The following is a 14,915-nucleotide window of genomic DNA, read 5'->3' on the forward strand; positions in this document are numbered from 1 at the left end:
ACTACTCGCCCTTGGCTGCCGTGACGCCTTCCAGGCGGTTGAGGAAGACCACCTTCGGGTCCGCCGCATCCTTCGCGGGGACCCGCACCGCCGACTCCGAGACCCTCGTCAGGGTCACCGCCTTCTTCGCCTCGCCCGTCATCAGCGCCTTGATCTGCGGATCCGGGTTGGGCCGGAAGCCCTTCGCCATCGTCTGCTTCTGCCGGTGGTGCGAGGAGAAGAACACGATCGCCCCGCCGTCCGAGGTGCGCAGCCCCACCGGGGCGTCCTGCGCGCCCTGCGCCGGGGTGTCGATGTACTCCGTCCAGAACTTCGGGGTGCGCAGGAACTTCTTCCGGGTGTCCCGCAGCCCCGAGGTCGACTGGCCGTCGGCGAAGACCGAGCCCTCGCCCGTCATCAGGTAGTCGGTGTACTCCGCGCTCAGCTTGTCCGGGCGGGTCGCCAGCTTCGGGGTCGGCCCCTCCGTCGGGGCCGGCTTGGCCCAGCCGTCCTTGTCGGTCGCGAAGTCCGGCACCTCGTCCTGGCTGAGGATCGACAGATACGCGGCCTTCCACGGCTCGTCCGCACCGCCACGGGTGAAGACGAACAGCCAGCGGTTGTCGTCGCGGTTGCTGTCCGCGTCCGCGACGAAGAACTTCGGCCAGCCCACCTGCTTGGGGATGCGGTAGGTGACGTCGGACAGTTCCAGCGCCGGGTACTTGGGGTTGCCGTTCGGGGAGCTCGCGTGCTGGGCCTTGAGGTCGGCGGTGGTGATGGCCTTCAGCGGGCCCGTCTCCACCTGGCTCGCCACCGCCGGATCCAGCTCCCGGTACGCCTTGTTGTACGCGTCGGTGAACTGCTCGAGCGCCTTGGGCGCCTCAGCCTTGTCCACCGACGGAATGTTCTCCCGCTCGCCGTGGACCGTCATGCACCCCGTCAGCGTCATCCCCAGCGTCAGTACCGCCGCTGCGGTCGGAACTGTCAACTGCCGACGGGGCGGCCTGCGTGTCATGGGGCTCCGGCTCCCGATTCCTGGGGGCTGCTGTGGACGGCGACACCCTACCGGCACGCAGGAACAGCGCGAGCGTGGGGACCAGATAGAGCGCCCACATCCACACCTGAAGCCAGGTCGGGTCCGGCTGGAAGTTGAAGACGCCCTTGAGCACCGTGCCGTACCAGGAGTCCGGCGCGATGGTGGAGCTGATGTCGAAGGCCAGTGAGTGCAGCCCGGGCAGCCAGTCGGCCTCCTGCAGATCGTGGAAGCCGTACGCGAGCACCCCCGCGGCCACCACGACCAGCATCGCGCCCGTCCAGGTGAAGAACTTCGCCAGGTTGATCCTGAGCGCACCCCGGTAGAACAGCCAGCCCAGCACCACCGCGGTGACCAGGCCCAGGACCACGCCGATCAGCGGATCCGCCGTACCGTCGTTGCTCGCCCGCACCGCCGTCCACACGAACAGCGCGGTCTCCAGGCCCTCCCGGCCCACCGCCAGGAAGGCCGTGGCCACCAGCGCCCCGGTGCCCACCGCGAGCGCCGCGTCCAGCCTGGTGTGCAGCTCGGACTTCAGATGGCGGGCGGTGCGCCGCATCCAGAACACCATCCAGGTCACCAGGCCCACCGACAGGATCGACAGCGAGCCGCCCAGCGCCTCCTGCGCCTCGAAGGTCAGCTCCTGCGAGCCGAACTCCAGCGCCGCGCCGAAGGACATGCTCAGCAGCACCGCGACGGCGATCCCGAGCCACACCGGGCGCAGCGCGTCCCGGCGCTCGGTCTTGACCAGATAGGCGACCAGGATGCACACCACCAGGCTGGCTTCGAGCCCTTCGCGCAGACCGATCAGGTAATTGCCGAACACGGGGTTCGCCTTCCTTGTCGAGGGATCCGGGGGGAGTCCGTCAGGAGAACAGCGCCCTGCCCCACCAGTCGTCCGCGTCCCGGACGCCCGGCGGGACCGCGAAGAGCGCCGAACCCACGTGCTGGATGTACTCGTTGAGCGCGTCGGAGCGCGCCAGCCCCCGCTGCACCGGTACGAACCCGTCCCGTACGTCGTGCTGGTAGGCGAGGAAGAACAGCCCCGCGTCCAGCCGCCCCAGACCGTCCGTGCCATCGGTGAAGGAGTAGCCGCGGCGCAGGATCCGCGCCCCGCCGTTGGAGTCCGGATGCGCCAGCCGGACATGCGCGGTGGGCAGCATCGCCTTCAGATTCGGCTCGTCGCGCTCATGCTGCCTGCCCTGCGGCGCGCCCTCGCCCTTGTCCCGGCCGAAGACGTCCTCCTGCTCCTTGAGGGAGGTGCGGTCCCAGGTCTCGATGTGCATCCGGATGCGGCGCGCCACCAGATACGAACCGCCGGCCAGCCATGCCGGGCCCGCCTTCCCGCTCACCCACACATGCTTGTCCAGGGCGGCGGTGTCGGTGCCCGCGATGTTCCGGGTGCCGTCCTTGAAGCCCATCATGTTGCGCGGTGTCTGGGCGTCCGGTGTGGTCGAGGACGTCTTGCCGAAGCCCAGTTGCGACCAGCGGATGGCCACCTTGCCCATGCCGATCCGGGCCAGGTTGCGGATGGCGTGCACGGCCACCTGCGGGTCGTCCGCGCACGCCTGCACACACAGATCGCCGTCGCTGCGCGCCGCGTCGAGGTTGTCGCCGGGGAAGGCGGGCAGGTCGATCAGCGCCTCGGGGCGGCGGTCGGCGATGCCGAAGCGGTCCTTGCCCTTCCTGTCCTCGAAGAGCGTGGGCCCGAAGCCGATGGTGAGAGTGAGCCGGGACGCCTTGAGGCCGAGCGCCTCGCCGGTGTCGTCCGGCGGGGCCTCCGCCAGATCGCTCACCGCGCCGCCGCCGACCGCGTGCCCCTGGGTCATCCGGGCCGCCGCCTTCGTCCACTCCTTCAGCAGCGCGATCAGCTCGGCGCGGTCGTCGGTGGTGACGTCGAACGCCGCGAAGTGCAGCCGGTCCTGCACCGCCGTGGCGATCCCCGCCTGGTGGGCCCCGTAGAAGGGCACCGCGGCGCCGCTGTCGGCGACCGCCTCGGTGTCGTCCGCACCGCCGCTCAGCGCGGCCGCAGCGCCGCCGGCTGCCGCGGCGCCGAGCGCGAGCCCGGCGCCTCCCCAGCCGATCAGCGCCCGGCGCGAGGGAGCGGTGCCGGTCTCGTCGGTCATGCCCGGCTCCCTCACTTGGTGACGACGGCGGCGGCGAGCCGGGAGAGCGGCTCGGCCAGCGCGTTGACCGCGTCGGACAGCTCCTTGCGCTTGGACTCCGTGATGGTGTCGTACGACACGAAGCCCTCGCCCTCGCGGTACTTGTCCAGCAGCTTCCCGACGGCCGCGAACTGCTTGTCGAGGTCCTTGGCCAGCTCCGGGTCGTTCTTGGACGCCACCGGCTTGAGCAGCTTGTACGAGGTCTCGGCGCCCTCGACGTTGGCCTCGAAGTCCACCAGGTCGGTGTGGCTGTAGCGCTCCTCCTCACCGGTGACCTTGCCGGTCTGCACCTCGTCCAGCAGCTCCTTGGCGCCGTTGGCCATGCCGGTGGGGGTGATGTCGGCGGTGCCGACGCGCTTCTGCCAGTCCTTCAGGTCCTTGATGAGCTGGTCGGCGAGGGTGTGGTCGGCCGCGGTGATCTTCTTGGTCTGCCACAGCGACTTCTCCAGCCGGTGCCAGCCGGTCCACTTCTGGCCCTTCTCCAGACCGTCCTCGCGCACATCGACCTTGGGGTCGATGTCGCCGAAGGACTCGGCGACCGGCTCGGTGCGCTCCCAGCCGACGCGGGAGGGGGCGTAGAGCTTCTTGGCGCCATCGACGTCGTCCTTCTTGACCGCGTCGGCGAACTTCTGGGCCGCGGGCAGGGTCTCGTCGGCCTGCTGCTGGGCGTAGGCGCGGTACGCGGCCACCGCCTTGTCCAGCTTCGGATCGCGCTTGGCCACCGCGCCCTTGCCGGTGGCGGACACCTTCTGGCGGATGCCGTGGCCCTTCATCCCGGGCTTGCAGGCGATCTCGTACGAACCGGTCTTGATCTCGGCGCTGATCGAGGTGGAGGTGCCGGGCCCGATGTTCTCCCGCTCGGTGACGATCCGGTCGCCCGGGGCGTAGACGTACACCTCGGTCACCTTGGAGCCCTTGTTCTCCACCGCGAGCTTCACATGCCCGGCGGGGAAGGAGGTCTTGGAGACCTCGCACGCGTCGTCGGAGGCGGTGACCTGGACGGCGTCCGAGCCCTTGGCGTCGGACTTCTGGGCGCAGCCGGCGACGTTGATCGTCGCCAGCGCCGATATCGCGGCGACAACGGAGGTGCGAGCGGCTCGCATACGGGCTCCAGACGGAATCAGGACAGGGCGGACGGAGGACGGCCGGATAAGGCTGGCCTAACTTAACTGAGCCTTGCCTGTGTGGATCCTGTGCAAGGTCAAGGAGTGACCTGTGGATGGCAAAGTTTTTGCCAAGGTGGCTGATTTGATCCGGTTCGGAGTCAGGGAAAGTGATGCACGCCTCTCACGGGCGCGGCTCGTTGCATGTCTCCCCCCGGTCGCCGCGATCCGGCCGTCGTGCAGGACGGCGGCCCGGTCCGCGTACGCGGCGGCCGGCGACAGGTCGTGCAGGACCACCACCACCGCGTCCCCCGCGGCGGCCCGCTCCCGGCACACCCTCAGGACCAGCTCCTGGCGGCGCAGATCGAGGGCGGCGGTCGGCTCGTCGAGCAGCAGCAGCGCGGTGCGCCGGGCGAGGACGCGGGCGAGCGCGACGCGGGCTTCGCGCATACAGTGCCTCGGGCGCCGCGCATACGGTGCCTCAGGCGCTGAGCCGGAACTCCTCGGCCAGCTCCTGGAAGATCCCCGCGTTCAGCGCGTACGCGCGCTTGCACTCCTCCACGACGCGCTGCTTCTCCAGATCGTCCACCGGCAGCGCGTCCAGCAGCGCGCGGTACTCCCGCTTGAAGGCGGCGGGGTTGCCGATCGACTCGAAGACGTAGAACCGCACGCCGTCGCCCTTGCGGGCGAAGCCCCAGGTCTTCTCCGCGGTGTCCCGGACGTACTGGCCGCCGGAGAGATCGCCCATATAGCGGGTGTAGTGGTGGGCGACATAGCCCGCCGGCCAGTCGCGGGCGCACTCGGCCACCCGCGCCGCGTACGCCGTCGTGGCGGGCAGCGCGGTGAGGCCGGTGCGCCAGTCCGGGCCGCCGAGGTGGGCCAGATCGCGCTCCAGCTCGGCTATACGGGCCAGCTCCGGCCGGAGGAACGGGCCCGCCACGGGGTCTGTCGCGAGCGCGTCGGCCGGGGTCTCCAGGGCGCGGTAGACGAACCACAGCTGCTCGGAGTAGCGGCGGTAGGCCGCCACGCCCAGGCGCCCGCCGAGCAGATCGGTCATGAACGACGAGCTCCCGACGTCCGTGTGTGCTTCCCGTGAGGCGGTGCGGATCAGGGCGGAGAACTCCACGGTGGACCTCCGGGGGCCGAGGTGTATAGGTTAGCCTTACCTAAGTAGAGGCCACTGGCTACGTCAATAGCTTTCCCGACAAGCTGTCGGTAAAACGGCCGGCGAAGAATCGGCCCCCGGCACAAGACATTCGGTGAACCGGCCCGGCCGCTACGGCAGGGTGAGGATCTCCGCCCCGGTCTCCGTCACCACCAGTGTGTGCTCGAACTGCGCCGTCCGCTTGCGGTCCTTGGTGACCACGGTCCAGCCGTCCTCCCACATGTCGTACTCATAGGTGCCGAGCGTCAGCATCGGCTCGATGGTGAAGGTCATCCCCGGCTTGATCTCGGTGGTGTGGTGCGGGCTGTCGTAGTGCGGCACGATCAGGCCGGAGTGGAACGAGGAGTTGATCCCGTGGCCCGTGAAGTCGCGGACCACGCCGTAGTCGAAGCGCTTGGCGTACGACTCGATGACCCGGCCGATGATGTTGATCCGGCGGCCCGGCTTGACGGCCTTGATCGCGCGGTTGAGGGACTCCCGGGTGCGCTCGACGAGCAGCCGCGACTCCTCGTCCACCTCACCGCACAGATACGTGGCGTTGTTGTCCCCGTGCACCCCGCCGATGAAGGCGGTCACGTCGAGGTTCACGATGTCGCCGTCCTGGAGGACGGTGGTGTCCGGGATGCCGTGGCAGATGACCTCGTTGACCGAGCTGCACAGCGACTTGGGGAACCCGCGGTAGCCCAGCGTCGAGGGGTACGCGCCGTGGTCGCACATGTACTCATGGGCCACCCGGTCCAGCTCGTCCGTGGTGACCCCCGGCGCGATCAGCTTGGCGGCTTCCTCCATCGCCCGTGCGGCGATACGCCCCGCGATCCGCATGCGCTCGATCGTCTCGGCGTCCTGGACCTCGGGCCCGTCATAAGGCGTCGGGCCCGCCTTGCCGACGTACTCCGGACGCGGGATCGAGGCGGGGACGGGGCGGGTGGGGGAGAGCGTCCCCGGGACTAGAAGCGACTGGCCAGACATATCAGCGAGTGTATCGGCGGCGCATGGGGCAGCATGGCCGCAAGGGCCCTTAGGGCCACTGGGGAACGAGCGGAGGCCGGAGGCCGGGATGGCGCTGTTCAAGAGGGGGACCGCCGGCAAGCCCGGTGAGTGGTACTACTGCATCCGGCACCAGAAGGTCGAAGAGGGCCCGGAATGCCGCGCCGCCGACCGCCTCGGGCCGTACGCCTCCCCGGAGGAGGCCGCCCACGCCATGGAGACCGCGCGCGAGCGCAACGAGGAGTGGCAGAACGACCCCCGCTGGCGGGACGACGAGCCCCCGGCGACGCGCTGAGGCCCCTGCTCCGAAGCCCCGGCCCGGGGCGCCGGGGGATCAGCCGGGCGTGGTGCGGAACTCACGGGATTCGCGCGCCCGGCGGGCGTGTTCGTCCGTCCGGGCGTCGTAGCTCATCAGCCGGGGCAGCGCCAGTGCCAGGAGGCCGACCGAGGCCACGCAGGCCAGCCCGCCGGACCACACCGAGGCCCGTACGCCGGTGAGCCCGGCCATGGTTCCGGCCCGGACCTGGCCCAGTTGGGGGCCGGTCGCGTAGGAGAGCAGCTCGATACCGGCCAGCCGGCCGCGCAGCTTCTCCGGGATCGTCTGGTTCCACAGCGTCGAGCGGAACAGTCCGCTGACCATGTCCCCGCCGCCCGCCACCGCCAGGCACAGCAGCACCAGCCAGACGTTGGACAGCCACCCCGCGGCGGCCATCGCCAGCCCCCAGACCGCCGCGCCCGCGACCACCATTCGGCCATGGCGGTGGATCCGGGCGGTCCAGCCGCTGGTCAGGCTCACCGCCACCGAACCGGCCGACCCCGCCGCGTACATCAGGCCGAGCGCCCAGGGCGCGTCCAGATCGTCGGCGAGGAAGGGGAAGATGGCGTTCGGGAAGGCGAAGAACATGGCGGCCATGTCCACCGCGTACGTGCCCAGCAGCTCCTTGCGCCGCCATGCGTAGCGCGCGCCCTCGCCGATCGCGCGCAGCGACGGCGGTTCGGCGTCGTGTGCGGGCGGTGCGGAGGCCAGCCGGAGGGCCAGGAGCCCGGAGACCAGGAAGGTCAGCAGATCGAGGCCGTAGGCGAGCGGCAGCCCGGCGTACGCCACGACGACCCCGGCCAGCGAGGGCCCCACGATGGCGGACAGTTGCCAGCGCAGCGCGTTGAGCGCGGCGGCCGCGGTGAGCTGGTCATGCGGGACGATACGGGCCACCACGGCGTCGATGGCGGGGCGCTGCAGCCCGGTCAGCGCGCTGGCCAGCGCGGCCACGACGTACAGCGGCCACAGCATGGGATCCGGCAGCAGGCTGTTGACCAGCAGTAGCGCGGCGAGCAGCCCGAGCCCGGCCTCGGTGAGCAGGATCAGCCGCCGCCGGTCGACCGCGTCGGCCAGCGCACCGCCGTACAGTCCGAAGACGATCAGGGGCACCAGCTCGACCGCCCCGATCGCGCCGACCGCGGCGGCGGAGCCCGTCAACTCCTTGATCTGCAGCGGCAGCGCCACCATCGTCAGGAAGCTGCCGAAGGCGGTCACCAGCCCCGCGGTCCACAGCAGCCGGAAGTCGCGGGAGGAGTGCCAGGGCCCGAGATCGGGCAGCAGCGCGCGGAAACGCGGCGCGCGGCGCGCCGGGGGGTCGTCCTGGTCGGTCATGGTCACGAGGTCACATCGTCCGGCCGGGCCCCGGCCCCGGGCAACCGAATTACGGCCGGTGGGGCGGTGACCGGCGGGGCCGGTGGGGCGCGGTGACCGGTGCGGCTCGGGGGGTGCGGTCACCGGTATGACCGGTGGGGTGTGGTCACCGTTACGTCCCGTGGGGCGCGTCTCCGGTACGGCCCGGTGGGGCGCGGTGACCGGTCGGGCCCGTAGGGTGCGGTCACCGGTAGGGCCCGTGGGGTGCCGTCATCGGTACGGCCCGGTGGGGCGCCGTGACCGGTAGGTCCCGTGCGGCGCGGTCACCGTTACGTCCCGTGGGGTGCCGTCACCGGTACGGCCCGGTGCGGCGCGGTTACCGATACGCCCCGTGGAGCGGCGTCATCAGTACGGCTCCTCGGGCCGTCGTCACCAGTGGGTCGGCGGGGGCGCCGCCAGGTGCTCGGCCAGTCGGGCCAGCCGGTCCTGGAAGCGTCGGCGGCGGCCGGGGCGTGGCAGGCTGTTCTCTCCGGCGGCCGCGCTGACCAGGTGCTGGAGGGTGTCCAGGTCGAGCTCCCCGCCCTCGGGGGCGGACAGCGCGTCATGGGCCAGGGCGTGCAGCCCGGTGTCGCCGCCGTCGAGGGCGAGCACGGTCGCCCCGCCCCGGCGGGCGTCGTTCACCCGCTCCAGCAGCCCGGCCCCGGGGTCGCCCGGCGCGACCACCAGCAGGGTCTCACCGCGGCCCGCCCGCTCCAGCCGTCCAAGACCGACCGCCAGATGCGCGGGCACGGCGGCGCCCTCCGGTACCCGGTGGCGGACGAGCGTGGGGGACAGCTCGGGCAGTCCGGACCAGGCCGCCTCGTCGTCGAGATGTGCGGCCAGATGCCACGGTTCGTATCTCTCGCTGCCGACCAGCAGCAGTCCGCCCTCGCGCGGTCCGACCGAGGCCCGTAGCGAGCCCGCGAAGCGGCGGGTGGCCTGGAGCCATTCGGTTCCGGCGAGGACCTCGCGCAGCAGTGCAACCCTTACGGCGTCCATGGCATCCGCATCCTGCCGCGGCCCGCGGCCCCGTGGGCGCGATTCGGGCCCGGCTCACTCGTTCGGGACATATGCGGGGGGCATGCCGCCGACCGGGTCCGTGTCCGTCGGTCGCGTGTGCTCCTGCTGCGTCTCCAACTGTTCATGCGCCGTCTCTTGACGCTCTGTAAGGCAAACCCTAAGGTCGCGGCACACAAGGGACGTCCTACGTCCCATTTTTCTGACTCGGCACTCGATTGCGACGGGGCATCGGGAGGTCTGATGACAGTCGGCACGGGGGCGGCACGCTCGTACGAGGTGTCCGTTCCGTTCCGGGCGGCGACCGAGGGCTATGCGAGCTACCGGATCCCGGCAGTGGTGCTGACCCACGCCGGAACACTCCTCGCCTTCGCCGAGGGCCGGGCGGACTCCTCCGCCGACTACGGCCGCATCGATCTCGTGCTCAAGCGGTCGGCCGACGGCGGACGGACCTGGGGCGCCTTACAGCTCGTCGCCCGCAACGGCGATGGCACGGCGGGCAATCCGGCCCCCGTCGTCCTCGACGGCGGTCCCCACGACGGCCGCGTCCTGCTGGCGCATATCCGCAGCGCCGCCTCCGCCACCGAGGACCGGATCCGGCGCGGTGAGGTGAGCGCGGCCGACGGGCGGCGGGTGTGGCTGACGTACAGCGATGACGACGGTGCGAGCTGGAGCGAGGCCCGCGAGATCACCGCGAGCACCAAGCGGCCCGAATGGCGGTGGTACGCCACCACCCCCGGCCACGCCCTCCAACTGCGGTACGGCGCCCACGCGGGCCGGATCGTCGTCGCGGCCAACCACTCCCTGCCCCCGACCGTCCCCGGCGACGACGGCACCGAGGGGCGGTACAACGGCGGGCACGATCTGCTCAGCGACGACGACGGCGCGACCTGGCGGATCGGGTACGTGGACGACAACCCCGACGGCTACGTCAACGTCAACGAGACCACCGCCGCCCAACTCCCCGACGGCCGCGTCTACTTCAACACCCGCACCGACGCGACCGCGCCCGGCACCCGCGCCGACGCCCACTCCGGCGACGGCGGCGCCACCCTGGACCTCGCCTTCCGGCCGCAGGCCGGTCTGGTGGCCCCCGTGGTCGAGGGCAGTGTGCTGCACCTCGGCGAGCCGGACGCGCTGCTCTTCTCCGGCCCCGCCGACCCCGCGTACCGGGCGCTGATGACCGTCCGCACCAGCCATGACGGCGGTGTCACCTGGCGGCCCACGCACACCGTGAACGGCCTGCCCGCCGCCTACTCCGATCTGGTCCGACTCGACGACGCCACGGTCGGACTGCTCTACGAGACCGGCGACTTCAGCGCCTACTCGACCATCACATTCCGGCGCATTCCGATGGAGGAGCTGGTATGAGCGATACCCAAAGAAACCGGAACACCTGGCTGTCCGGCGCGCCGCGCCGCGCCGTCCTCGGCGGTGCGGCCGCCGCGGCGGCCGGGTTCGCCCTCGCGGGCTGCGGCTCGGACGACGACGGGGGCGGGGAACCCAAGGGCCGCAAGAAGGGCGAGAAGATCACCCTGACCTTCTGGTCCTGGGTGCCGGGCATCGACAAGCCCGTCGACCTGTGGAACAGCAAGAACCCCGAGGTGCGGGTCAAGGTCGAGAAGGTCTCGGCCGTCGACGGCGCCCAGTACGCCAAGATGCACGCCGCCATCAAGGCGGGCAATCCGCCGGACCTCGGCCAGATCGAATACCCGGTCGTGCCCAGCTTCCTCGTCGACAACGGGCTGCTGGATCTGACCAAGTACGGGGTCGCCGAGCACAAGGACATGTTCATCGGCTGGCAGTGGCAGCAGTCCGTCTTCGGCAAGGCCGTCTACGCCGTACCGCAGGCGTCCGGTCCGATGGGCCTGTTCATCCGTCAGGACCTGTTCGACAAGTGGGGCATAGAGCCGCCCACCACCTGGGACGAGTACGAGGCGGCGGCCACGGCGATCCGTAAGAAGGGCGCCTGGATCGAGACCTTCTCGGCCACCAACGGCAACCGTTTCGCGGGGCTGGCCTGGCAGGCCGGGGCGCGCTGGTTCGGCACCGAGGGCGACACCTGGACCGTCTCCATCGACGACGAGCCCACCCGTAAGGTCGCCGACTACTGGTACGACCTGGCCCGGCGGAAGCTCATCAAGACCATTCCGGACCGGCAGAACGCCTGGTACAAGGACGTCCAGACCGGCTCCATCGCCTCCTGGCTCGGCGCGAGCTGGGGCGACGCCCTGCTGGTCGGCAACGCGCCCAAGACCGCGGGCAAGTGGCGCGTGGTGCCCATGCCGCAGTGGAAGAAGGGCGACGCCTCCTACGCCAACTGGGGCGGCTCCACCACCGCGGTCTTCGCCAAGACCAAGTACCCCAAGGACGCGCTGGCCTTCGCGATCTGGCTCAACACCGACCCCGAGTCGATCAAGCTCCTGATCGAGAACGGCTATGGCACCCCGGGCGCCAAGCAGGGGTACACCACCTCCCAGCTCGATGTGCACAAGGACTTCTTCGGCGGCCAGGCATACAGCAAGGTCTTCGACGAGGCGAGCAAGGGCGTGGACACGAGCTGGAAGTGGGGCCCCGCCACAGACACCCTCTACCAGCGGCTCGGCGACGCCTTCACCGCCGCCATCGGGGACGGGTCCGACTTCCGTTCCGTACTGAAGAAGGTGCAGGGCGAGACGATCGCCGACCTCAAGGAAAAGGGCCTCAAGGTGAAGGCCGGGTGAGGCGGGTGAGCAAAGCCCCCCGCCGCTTCACCCGGACCGAGGCACGCAGCGCCCGGGCGGCGTCCGGGTTTCTGCTGCCCTTCCTCGCGCTCTTCCTGCTGTGCTTCATCGCCCCCATCGCCTACGCCCTCTACGAGAGCCTGCTGAAGGTCGAGCGCACCGGGCCGCTCGGCCTCGGCGGGGAGACCAAGCAGGTGTGGGCGGGCCTGTCCAACTACGCCCACGCCCTGGAGGACGACCGGTTCACGGCGGGCTTCGGCCGGGTGCTGCTCTTCGGCGCCGTCCAGATCCCGTTGATGATCGCCTTCGCCACCGCGCTCGCGCTGCTGCTGGACGCGGCCTCCGCGCGCTGGGTCGGCTTCTTCCGGACCGCCTTCTTCCTGCCGTACGGCGTGCCCGGTGTGATCGCGTCGATCCTGTGGGGCTTTCTCTACGTCCCCGGGATCAGCCCACTGGTGGAGATGGCCGATTCGATGGGCTGGGACGTGGACTTCCTGGGCCGCGGGGCGGTCCTGTGGTCCATCGCCAACATCGTCACCTGGCAGTTCACCGGCTACAACATGCTGGTGCTGATCGCCCAGCTCAAGGCCGTACCCGGAGAGCTCTACGAGGCGGCGCGGATCGACGGGGCCAATGCCTGGCAGGTCGCCCGGCACATCAAACTCCCCCTGATCCGGCCCGCGCTCGTGCTCACCACCGTCTTCAGCCTCATCGGCACCCTGCAGCTCTTCGCCGAGCCGAAGGTGCTCAAACCGCTGAGCAACTCCATCGACTCTGGCTACACCCCCAACCTGGCCGCCTACAACGAGGCGTTCACCAGCAACAACCAGCACATCGCGGCGGCCGAGGCGGTCCTGCTCGCCCTCGTCGCCTGCGTGCTGTCCTTCGGATTCCTGAGACTCGTGGGCCGGCGGGGGAAGGACGGCGACAACGGATGAACGAGGCGAACGACCTGGCGGGCGCGGTCGCGAGCGAGCCCGCGGACGAGGCCGCACCCGGTCAGGGGCGGCCCGAGACGGTCCCGCCCGATGACCGGCCCGGTGCGGGCCGCCGCGCGGCGAAGGGCCGGGAGGGGACGGAACCCCCCTTGCGGCACCGGATCATCACCGTCTCGCTGCTCACCGTCGCCGCCATCTACTTCCTGACCCCCGTCTACTGGCTCGTCGTCTCCTCCACCAAGTCCAGCAGCGATCTCTTCGGCACCTTCGGCTTCTGGTTCCACGACCCGCACCCGCTCGACTATCTGCAGCGGGTGCTCACCTACGACGACGGCATCTACGTCCGGTGGTTCGCCAACAGCCTGATGTACGCGGGCGTCGGCGCGCTCGCCGCCACCCTGCTGTCGGCCGCCGCCGGCTACGCCCTGGCCAAGTTCCGCTTCCCCGGCCGGGAGGGCATCTTCAACGTCATCCTGGCCGGAGTGCTGATCCCGGGCACGGCGCTCGCCCTCCCGCTCTATCTCCTCTTCAGCGAGATCGGTCTGGCCAACACCTACTGGGCCGTGCTGATCCCCAGCATCGTCAGCCCCTTCGGGGTCTATCTGTGCCGGATCTACGCGGCCGCCGCCGTCCCGGACTCCCTCCTGGAGGCGGCGCGGATCGACGGCGCGGGGGAGGCCCGGATCTTCTCCACGCTGGGGCTGCGGCTGATGACCCCGGCGCTGGTCACCGTCTTCCTGTTCCAGTTCGTGCACATCTGGAACAACTTCTTTCTGCCACTGGTCATGCTCTCCGACTCCGATCTCTACCCGATCCAGCTCGGCCTGACGTCCTGGCAGGGGTACGCGGACCGGCAGCCGGAGCTGTACCAGTACACGGTCGGCGGGGCGTTCCTGTCCGTCCTGCCGCTGATGGTGCTGATGGGCGTACTCCAGCGGTACTGGCGCACAGGGCTGACGGAGGGGAGTGTCAAAGCGTAAGAGACGTCACCGTGAAGGTGGCCGCGGTGCGTGACAGGATCACTGTCATGACTACTCCTGATGCCCCGAACTCCGCGTCCGACGCCCCCGCGAAGAAGGCCCCCGCCAAGGACCCCTGGGACCTTCCCGATGTGTCCGGCCTGACCGTCGGCGTGCTGGGCGGCACCGGCGACCAGGGCCGCGGCCTCGCCTACCGGCTGGCCAGGGCCGGTCAGAAGGTGATCATCGGCTCGCGCGCCGCCGAGCGCGCGCAGACCGCGGCGCGGGAGCTGGGCGGCGCGGAGCTCGGCATCGAGGGCGCGGACAACGCCGAGTGCTCGCGCCGCAGCGACATCGTCATCGTCGCGGTCCCGTGGGACGGCCACGCCAAGACGCTGGACTCGCTGCGCGAGGAGCTCAGCGGCAAGCTGGTCATCGACTGCGTCAACCCGCTGGGCTTCGACAAGAAGGGCGCGTACGCCCTGACGCCGGAGGAGGGCAGCGCCGCCGAGCAGGCCGCCGCCCTGCTGCCGGACTCCCGGGTCACCGCGGCCTTCCACCACCTCTCGGCCGTACTGCTGCAGGACCCCGAGGTCGAGCAGATCGACACCGATGTGATGGTGCTGGGCGAGTCGCGTGCCGACACCGACCTGGTCCAAGCGCTCGCGGCCCGCATCCCCGGCATGCGCGGCGTCTTCGCGGGCCGGCTGCGCAACGCCCACCAGGTGGAGTCGCTGGTGGCCAATCTGATCTCGGTCAACCGCCGCTACAAGGCCCATGCGGGCCTGCGCGTCACCGACGTCTGAGGGCGCTGCCGCCCGACCGGCGCATCCGGGGCGCCCCGCCCCCGCGGCGGTGCATGGGGGACAATGTGGGGGAGTGCCACATCCCCCGACAGGAGCCGATCCCATGCCCCGCCTCGCCCTTTGCACCCTGGCCGTCTGCGTCCTCGCGATCGCCGCGGCCGTCGTGTCCTTCGCGCGGGGGAGCTGGCTCGGGATCATCTGGATCATGATCGCCGGTATCTCGTCCAATATGGCCTGGTACTACGTCCGCAAGGCCCGGGCCGACCGCGCGGCCGACCGGGAGAGCACGGGCGCCACGAGCTGAGGCCACCGCCGCGGGCCGAGCTCACGGGGGAGCTGCTACGGGTGCCCGGCGGACCACGCGGCGGAGCCGCATG

Annotated in this window: 15 protein-coding genes and 1 pseudogene; 7 read left to right on the forward strand and 9 right to left on the reverse strand. The window is 70.7% G+C overall.

Translation table 11 applies throughout. From position 1 onward, the window contains the following. Position 1 precedes the first annotated feature (1 nt). The 7 genes and pseudogenes from J5X86_RS37565 to map form a co-directional block, all read right to left on the reverse strand. Complete coding sequence (locus J5X86_RS37565; RefSeq protein ID WP_208521148.1) at positions 2-907, reverse strand: hypothetical protein; 906 nt, start codon at positions 905-907, stop codon at positions 2-4. Next, positions 858-1,835, reverse strand: coding sequence for an iron uptake transporter permease EfeU (gene efeU / locus J5X86_RS37570; protein WP_208521149.1), 978 nt, complete (start codon positions 1,833-1,835; stop codon positions 858-860). Before efeU ends, J5X86_RS37565 begins: the two co-directional genes overlap by 50 nt. Positions 1,836-1,875: 40 nt before the next feature. Next, positions 1,876-3,135 carry an iron uptake transporter deferrochelatase/peroxidase subunit gene (gene efeB / locus J5X86_RS37575; protein WP_208521150.1) on the reverse strand — a complete coding sequence of 420 codons (1,260 nt, stop codon included), beginning with the start codon at positions 3,133-3,135 and terminating at the stop codon, positions 1,876-1,878. A gap of 11 nt (positions 3,136-3,146) precedes the next feature. After that, positions 3,147-4,277, reverse strand: a complete 1,131-nt coding sequence (gene efeO, locus J5X86_RS37580; RefSeq protein ID WP_208521151.1) for an iron uptake system protein EfeO — start codon at positions 4,275-4,277, stop codon at positions 3,147-3,149. 213 nt (positions 4,278-4,490) lie between these two features. After that, a pseudogene (locus tag J5X86_RS37585) lies at positions 4,491-4,721 on the reverse strand (hemin ABC transporter ATP-binding protein); the annotation flags it as partial. A 37-nt stretch (positions 4,722-4,758) separates the two neighbouring features. Then, positions 4,759-5,403, reverse strand: a complete 645-nt coding sequence (locus tag J5X86_RS37590; RefSeq protein WP_208521152.1) for a heme oxygenase (biliverdin-producing) — start codon at positions 5,401-5,403, stop codon at positions 4,759-4,761. A gap of 150 nt (positions 5,404-5,553) precedes the next feature. Continuing rightward, a complete protein-coding gene (map, locus tag J5X86_RS37595; RefSeq protein ID WP_078641069.1) occupies positions 5,554-6,411 on the reverse strand; it encodes a type I methionyl aminopeptidase in 858 nt (285 codons plus the stop codon). 88 nt (positions 6,412-6,499) lie between these two features. Here map and J5X86_RS37600 point away from each other — a divergent pair, with 88 nt between their 5' ends. Then, a complete protein-coding gene (locus J5X86_RS37600; protein ID WP_208521153.1) occupies positions 6,500-6,724 on the forward strand; it encodes a hypothetical protein in 225 nt (74 codons plus the stop codon). Positions 6,725-6,763: 39 nt separating this feature from the next. Here J5X86_RS37600 and J5X86_RS37605 read toward each other — a convergent pair whose 3' ends face one another. Both J5X86_RS37605 and J5X86_RS37610 read right to left on the reverse strand, forming a co-directional pair. After that, a complete protein-coding gene (locus J5X86_RS37605; protein WP_208521230.1) occupies positions 6,764-8,077 on the reverse strand; it encodes an MFS transporter in 1,314 nt (437 codons plus the stop codon). A 408-nt stretch (positions 8,078-8,485) separates the two neighbouring features. Beyond that, positions 8,486-9,094 carry a hypothetical protein gene (locus tag J5X86_RS37610; protein ID WP_208521154.1) on the reverse strand — a complete coding sequence of 203 codons (609 nt, stop codon included), beginning with the start codon at positions 9,092-9,094 and terminating at the stop codon, positions 8,486-8,488. Positions 9,095-9,355: 261 nt separating this feature from the next. Here J5X86_RS37610 and J5X86_RS37615 point away from each other — a divergent pair, with 261 nt between their 5' ends. The 6 genes from J5X86_RS37615 to J5X86_RS37640 all read left to right on the forward strand — a co-directional run bounded on the left by J5X86_RS37615 (position 9,356) and on the right by J5X86_RS37640 (position 14,842). Then, complete coding sequence (locus tag J5X86_RS37615; protein WP_208521155.1) at positions 9,356-10,483, forward strand: exo-alpha-sialidase; 1,128 nt, start codon at positions 9,356-9,358, stop codon at positions 10,481-10,483. Next, on the forward strand, positions 10,480-11,835 hold the full coding sequence (locus J5X86_RS37620; RefSeq protein ID WP_208521156.1) for an ABC transporter substrate-binding protein: 1,356 nt from the start codon (positions 10,480-10,482) through the stop codon (positions 11,833-11,835). Before J5X86_RS37615 ends, J5X86_RS37620 begins: the two co-directional genes overlap by 4 nt. Continuing rightward, positions 11,832-12,773, forward strand: a complete 942-nt coding sequence (locus J5X86_RS37625; RefSeq protein WP_059143140.1) for a carbohydrate ABC transporter permease — start codon at positions 11,832-11,834, stop codon at positions 12,771-12,773. The genes J5X86_RS37620 and J5X86_RS37625 overlap by 4 nt, the downstream gene beginning before the upstream one ends. Then, the gene (locus J5X86_RS37630) at positions 12,770-13,753 is read left to right on the forward strand and encodes a carbohydrate ABC transporter permease (protein WP_243982473.1); all 984 of its coding nucleotides are present in this window, start codon (positions 12,770-12,772) and stop codon (positions 13,751-13,753) included. The genes J5X86_RS37625 and J5X86_RS37630 overlap by 4 nt, the downstream gene beginning before the upstream one ends. Positions 13,754-13,800: 47 nt before the next feature. Continuing rightward, positions 13,801-14,538: an NADPH-dependent F420 reductase gene (gene npdG, locus J5X86_RS37635; RefSeq protein ID WP_119994395.1), complete on the forward strand. Its 738-nt coding sequence runs from the start codon at positions 13,801-13,803 to the stop codon at positions 14,536-14,538. 103 nt (positions 14,539-14,641) lie between these two features. Then, on the forward strand, positions 14,642-14,842 hold the full coding sequence (locus J5X86_RS37640; protein WP_208521157.1) for a hypothetical protein: 201 nt from the start codon (positions 14,642-14,644) through the stop codon (positions 14,840-14,842). The last annotated feature ends 73 nt before the right edge of the window (positions 14,843-14,915 follow it).

It is taken from the genome of Streptomyces sp. NEAU-YJ-81, assembly GCF_017592595.1.
Taxonomy (GTDB): domain Bacteria; phylum Actinomycetota; class Actinomycetes; order Streptomycetales; family Streptomycetaceae; genus Streptomyces; species Streptomyces hygroscopicus_B.